This window comes from Microcoleus sp. BM001215392 (assembly GCF_036700185.1).
Classification (GTDB): Bacteria; Cyanobacteriota; Cyanobacteriia; order Cyanobacteriales; family Microcoleaceae; genus Microcoleus.
The window spans coordinates 1-6,729 of record NZ_JAUBOJ010000395.1; the positions used below are offsets into that span (position 1 = coordinate 1).

The following is a 6,729-nucleotide window of genomic DNA, read 5'->3' on the forward strand; positions in this document are numbered from 1 at the left end:
CTATTAGCTTGCTTTTCTGATTAGGTTTGCTTATCACCTTGACTCCAGAAGAGCCAACGTTACTGTGAAGGCAAAGGCCCCGGCCGGATGATGCGACAAGTGTCAAGTCCGGTTCTTAGGGGAGGGAGATACGGCGACGTATGCTTTCTTACCCAACAGTCTCATGCACGGTTTCGGAAGAGAGGGGTGGAGTGGTAACACTCCCCTCGACTCTACCTCTCGGCTTTACCCCAATACCGGGTTCGAGAAAAATTTCCATGAATTGACTAAAACATCCCAAGAAATGACCATTTATGGGCAAGTTTTTAGACAAAGAAGACCTGAAAAGCCCATTCTGTCGTGAATTTTGTAAGCGATTTGACCATCATTTACGGGTAAGTTCCAGTTTTCAAGCTTTTTTGCTGAAATCTTTGCGGGGCAAGTATTACACCGATCGCGTGGCACTTCGTTGCAGCGTCGCTACCTTTTGGCCTTGTAGAATTGACCATAGCTGTATGCTTATGTCCTGTATCAGGAGAGAGTTGGATGATTACCCTGACCGGAGTTGCCATTCAAAGCAAAATCTATGAAAGTTCAGCCTCTACAGTGTACCGAGGTATTCGAGTGCAAGATGGTCAGGCGCTCGTCATCAAGTTACTCAAGCAGGATTACCCCTCGCCTCAAGAATTAACGCGCTACAGGCAGGAATATGAAATCACTCGTTCCCTTAACTTCGATGGCGTGGTCAAGGCATACGGTCAGCAAAACTACCAACGCACACTGGTTATTCTCCTAGAAGACTTTGGTGGGGAGTCGCTAGAACGATGGATGCAACAACCAGACTTTTGTCCGATGTCTTTACCAATATTTCTGAGGGTGGTGATGGCCCTGACCGACACTCTATCCAAAATTCATGCTGCCAACATTATCCACAAAGACATTACTCCTGGCAACATCGTCCTCAATCTAGAGACTGGTGTTGTCAAAATGATTGATTTTGGGATTGCGACTCGCTTCAACCGTGTCAATCCAACCTTCAAAAGTCCCCACATTCTGGAAGGAACCCTCGCTTATATGTCGCCTGAGCAAACTGGACGGATGAACCGTTTGCTTGATTACCGCACCGATTTTTACTCACTGGGTGTCACGTTCTACGAATTGCTGACTGGGCAATTGCCGTTTACCACAACCGATGTCCTGGAGCTAGTACATTGTCATATCGCAAAGCAGCCTGTGCCACCGCATGAACTAAATACCACAATTCCTAAACCTGTTTCGGATATGATTCTAAAACTGATGGCAAAGAATGCCGAGGATCGCTATCAAAGTGCTTGGGGCATCAAAGCGGATTTAGAGAATTGTGCTAATCAACTCGAAACAAGAGGTCAAATTAATCCCTTTCAACTGGGTTTGCATGATATTTTCGAGCAATTTCAGATTTCTCAGAAACTATATGGACGAGAGGCCGAGATTTCAACGTTATTGGCAGCGTTTGAACGGGTAGCAAGGAGAGATGATGCGGAGGAGGGGAGAAAGGGAGACAGAGAGAACGGCAATATTCAGCATTCCAGCGTCCCTGCGTTTTCTGAAATGCTGCTCGTTTTGGGTGATGCTGGAATCGGGAAATCAGCATTAGTCCAGGAGTTGTATAAACCTATCACTGAAGAGCGCGGATATTTTGTCTCTGGCAAATTTGATCAGTTTCAGCGCAATATTCCCTATAGTGCGATGGTGGTTGCTCTGAAAAAACTAGTCCAGCAATTGCTGGGAGAACCAGATGATCAGGTGCAACAATGGCGATCGCAACTTCTAAATGCTTTAGGAAGCAATGGACAACTCATAATTGATGTGATTCCAGAAGTGGAGTTGATCATTGGTCCGCAACAACCTGTACCGGAAGTAGGAGCAACAGAAGCGCAGAATCGCTTCAACCGAGTCTTTCGGCAGTTTATTCGGTTGTTTTGCTCAGTAGAGCATCCGTTAGTCATTTTTCTAGATGACCTTCAATGGGTGGACTCAGCCACACTTAGGTTGATTGAGTTAATGATGACAGATGCAAAGACACAACACCTGTTTCTGATTGGAGCCTATCGAGATAACGAGGTTAGCCTGTCTCACCCGTTGATGATGACGCTAGAGGAACTGCGGAAAGCAGGAGCAAGAATCAATCAGATTTCATTAACACCGTTAGAGCTAAACGCGATCGCCCAACTTATTGCTGACACATTGCACACTGATATTATTACTGTTCATTCATTGGCGGAACTTGTACTGCGAAAAACAAGCGGAAATCCTTTCTTCGTTAATGAGTTTCTAAAAACACTCTACATAGAGAATCTGTTAACTTTTAGCCCTGAACAACTTTGTTGGCAATGGAATATTCCTCAAATTAAAGTTAAAAATATCACAGATAACGTAGTGGAACTGATGCTGGGCAAACTCAAGAAGTTGCCTACAGCAACTCAGCAGGTTCTACGGTTGGCAGCTTGCATTGGTGCTGATTTTGACTTAAGCACTCTCTCAATTATTTGCGATCGATCGCCCAACGAAATCTTTTCAGAACTGTTGACAGCCGTTCAGTTTGGCTTAATAGTGCCAACCTCTGAGTTAGATGAACAGTTATTAGTTCAGGATTACAAGTTTCCACACGATCGCGTCCAGCAAGCAGCCTATTCCTTAATTGATGCGTCGCAGAAACAAACGGTTCATCTCCAAGTTGCTCGCAATCTGCTGGAAAAATTTCGACCGGAGCCACGATCCGATCAATTGTTTGAAATTGTGGATCATCTAAACCAGGGGATTGAGCTAGTTACTGATCCAGTCGAGCGGTATGAAATTGCTCGATTAAATTTAATAGCAGGTCAGAAGGCAAAGGCAGCGATCGCCTACAATGCGGCGAAAGAGTATTTAGCGATAGGCAGAGCAATACTCTTAGAGTCTAGCTGGCAAACCCACTATGAGTTGACTTTAGAGTTATATTTAGAAGCCACAGAAGTTGCATTTCTTTGTGGCAATTTTGATGCTGTAGAAACTTGGGCAGAGATCGTTCTCCAGGAAGCCAAAACAGTTCTCGACACGGTGAAAGTTTATGAAGTCAATATTCAAGCTGACATTGCACAAGTTCAACTATTAAATGCCATCCATACCGCACTGCAAATTTTGCAACAATTGGGAATCAGTTTTCCAAAAGATCCAAGCCCGTCAGAGATTCACTCTGAACTAGATAAAATCATATCTCGCTTTAGTGAAAAACCAATTAGTGACTTGATCTATTTGCCGGAAATGATCGAGCCAGAGATGTTAGCGGCAATGCGAATTTTATCCAGCATCACGATCGCTGCTTATATTGCGACTCCTGATTTGATGCCCCTTCTAGTGTCGAAGCAGGTTAACTTATCTATGCAATATGGCAATGCACTTGTGTCTCCCTTTGCCTATGCCACACTTGGCATGGTTTTGTGTGGCAGGGGAAATATTGAGTTTGGTTATCAGTTTGGGCAACTTGCTCTAAGGCTGTTGTCCCGCCTGAATATCCATCCACTGAAAGCCAGAACATTGTTCATTGTAAATAACTGCGTTATTCACTGGAAGAAACACCTTAGAGAAATAGGACAGCCATTACTGGAAGCCTATCAAGTTGGACTAGAAACTGGAGATTTAGAGTTTGCTGCCTATTGCGCTCATACTTACTGCTTTCAGTTTTATGCTTCTGGAAAGCAACTCGTAGAACTTGAACACGAGATGGCAATTTATGGTGAAGCAATCCATCAACTTAAACAGGAAACCATCCTTGCCTGGAGCAAAATATATCGTCAAACAGTCGTCAATTTAATCGGGCTATCGCAGAATCCCTGCCTTTTGATCGGGGAATTTAGTAATGAAGAAAAGGAACTGACAAAACATAAAGCAGCAAATAATGGAATCGCAATCTTTGATATTTATTTCAACAAACTTTTCCTATGTTATCTATTTTCTGATTATGCTCAAGCTGTTAAAAACTCAGCTCTGGGGGAGAATTTAGTGAGTTGCACCACAGCCACCCCCCTTGAACCTTTGTATTACCTCTATGACTCTCTGGCAAGGCTCGCCACATATTGTGAAAGCAGTGTTCAAGTGCAGGAAGATATTTTTGAAAGAGTTGTGGTTAATCAGAAGAAAATGAAGCATTGGGCACAGTATGCGCCCATGAACTGTCTGCATCGACATCACTTAGTGCAAGCAGAGATGGCACGAGTTTTGGGGCAGCTATTTGAAGCGGAAGAACTCTACGAACAAGCGATTCAAGGGGCTAAAGACAATCACTATTTGCATGAAGAGGCACTAGCATACGAATTAGCTGCAAAACATTATCTGGCACGAGGTAGGGAGAAGATAGCCCAAACTTACATCAAGGAAGCTCACTATTGTTATGAACGATGGGGAGCAATGGCAAAAGTCAACGATCTAGAAATTCGCTATCCTCAGCTCTTCCCTCAAGTATCGCATCCAGGACACACATCACTTTCTAAGGCGGCTAAAACAACGTCTAGCAGTTCACCCCTTGCCTTTGATTTAGAGGCGGTTTTGAAAGCATCTCAGACGATTTCTAGTGAAATGGAATTGAATCAGCTACTTCATTCCTTAATGAAGATATTGATTGAGAATGCTGGTGCACAAACTGGATATCTGATTCTGGAAAATTCGGGCAAATGGATGATTGAGGCTGCTTGCGAAGTCGATGCTAGTGAGCAGAGTTATACGACACAAGTGCTGGAATCTATTCCAATAGCAACTCGCTTGCCGGAATCAATTATTCAGTATGTGATTCGGACTCATCAATCCATCATCCTCAATGATGCTGCTTGTGAAGGTAATTTTATTCATGAGCCATCCATTCAGCAGAACCAAACTAAATCGCTCTTATGTATACCCTTACTGAATCAAAACAAGCTCACTGGCGTATTGTATCTAGAAAACCAATTAGCGGCTGGAGCCTTTACCTTGGAACGATCGCAAGTGTTGCATCTTTTATCAACTCAAGCTGCGATTGCAATTGAAAATGCTAGGCTCTACTCCAAACTGCGCGCGAGCGAAAGTCAGATGGCGCAATTCCTAGAAGCAGTTCCCGTAGGAATTGGAATCGTCGATGCGGCAGGTCGTCCTTGCTATGCTAATCAACAGGCTGCTCAACTACTAGGCAAAGGAATTGTTCCTGCTGCGACACCGGATCAACTTGCAGAGGTTTATCAACTTTATTTAGCGGGAACAGATCAACCCTATCCGATTGAGAACCTACCAGTAATGCGAGCATTGAGCGGTGCGCGCACTAGAATTGAGGATTTAGAAATTCGTCAACCCAATGTAACTATTCCAGTTGAAGGTTGGGGAACGCCAGTATTTGACGAGCAAGGTAATACTGTCTATGCGATCGCGGCCTTTCAAGACATCACCGAGCGCAAACAAGCAGAGAAGCTATTAGCAGAATACAACCAGATTTTGGAACAGCAAGTTGCTGAGCGCACACTGGCACTTGAACAGGAACAAGCCGCTCTGAGACAAAGCGAAGCGACGAATCAAGCCACGATCAGTGCGATTCCCGATTTACTAATTCAAATGAGTCAAGATGGCACATATTTGAAAGTGGTGAGAAGCAGCAATTTTCAGCCGTTCAATCCGCAGCAGTTGAAAGCGGGGGCTAATATCCATGACATTCTGCCGCTTTCAACTGCTCGAACGCGAATGGAGTATACGCAACGAGCGCTCCAGACAGGTGAGCTACAGGTTTATGAACAGAAAATTGTAGGTGACGATCGCGTTTACGACAATGATCAATCGAAACCGCTCCAGCTTAAAGTCAATCTCAGGTGCAGATTACTCCTCCAGACGCTACTTGTCGCTAAAGCAAGAACTGCTATTAGCAACAGCGCCCACGCTCACAATTTTGAGCGTTATGGCATTAGTTGAATTGCTAAGTCAGCAACGGTTGTTATTTTCTTCCCTCGCCGTCAGTGCGTTTCTGATTTACCTTGATCCACATCACAGCAGCAACACCGCGCGCTCACTAATTTCAGCTCAACTAATGGCGGCTGCTATCAGTTTGTTTGCCAGTTTTGCTCTAGGGGCGGGCTACAGTGCGGCGGCGGCGGCGATGGTGATCACTATTATTGTCATGATTGTGGTGGATGTCGTCCATCCTCCCGCCGTTGCGACTTCCCTGGTCTTTGCCTTCTCAGTCAGTAGTCAAAACAATCTTATTCTTTTTAGCTTAGGGGTTGGAGCCATTTCTTTGCTAGTTGGATTGGAGCGTTTCGTACTCTGGCTAATGGTTCGTCCTCTAATAGAGCGTGAAGAATAAACCTTGATACTCAATGCTAACTCTGGTATGGGCTTCACGGATCTAGTCGCGTTGGTTCATCATGCGTCGATAGTTTCAGTTCAGTCTGATCTAGCTCATAGAAGCAATTGAAAAATTCGGTAGTACCCTGAAGGAAAGGATCGAGCAAGTTACTATTAGAGAGAATTGTTTACCATAGTGTGATCTGACAGTAGAGATTCCCCATTGTCCTAATTGTGGCTCAAAAGAAGTTAGTCTGAACGGTAAAACTCGGCATGGCAAACAAAATTTTAAATGTCGAGAATGTGGTCGTCAATTTGTTTTAAATCCTGCCTGGAAGCCTATTACAGAAGAACAAAAAGAGTTAATGTCACGGATGCTACTTGAACGTATTTCTCAGGCAGGGATTGCTCGGGTACTTCAAGTGTCAGAAGATA

General features: G+C 44.3%; 3 protein-coding genes. All 3 read left to right on the top strand.

Annotated elements, in window-relative coordinates; translation table 11 throughout:
- Nucleotides 1-525 precede the first annotated feature (525 nt).
- A complete protein-coding gene (locus tag QT974_RS28870) occupies nt 526-5,922 on the top strand; it encodes an AAA family ATPase (RefSeq protein WP_333471823.1) in 5,397 nt (1,798 codons plus the stop codon).
- Nucleotides 5,909-6,313, top strand: a complete 405-nt coding sequence (locus QT974_RS28875; RefSeq protein ID WP_333471824.1) for an HPP family protein — start codon at nt 5,909-5,911, stop codon at nt 6,311-6,313. Before QT974_RS28870 ends, QT974_RS28875 begins: the two co-directional genes overlap by 14 nt.
- Before the next feature lie 196 nt (nt 6,314-6,509).
- On the top strand, nt 6,510-6,729 hold a 220-nt coding region (locus tag QT974_RS28880; RefSeq protein ID WP_333471825.1), incomplete at its 3' end, for an IS1/IS1595 family N-terminal zinc-binding domain-containing protein.

Coding starts and splice junctions, on each gene's coding strand:
- QT974_RS28870 (WP_333471823.1), top strand. CDS start 526: ATGATTACCCTGACCGGAGTTGCCATTCAAAGCAAAATCTATGAAAGT.
- QT974_RS28875 (WP_333471824.1), top strand. CDS start 5,909: ATGGCATTAGTTGAATTGCTAAGTCAGCAACGGTTGTTATTTTCTTCC.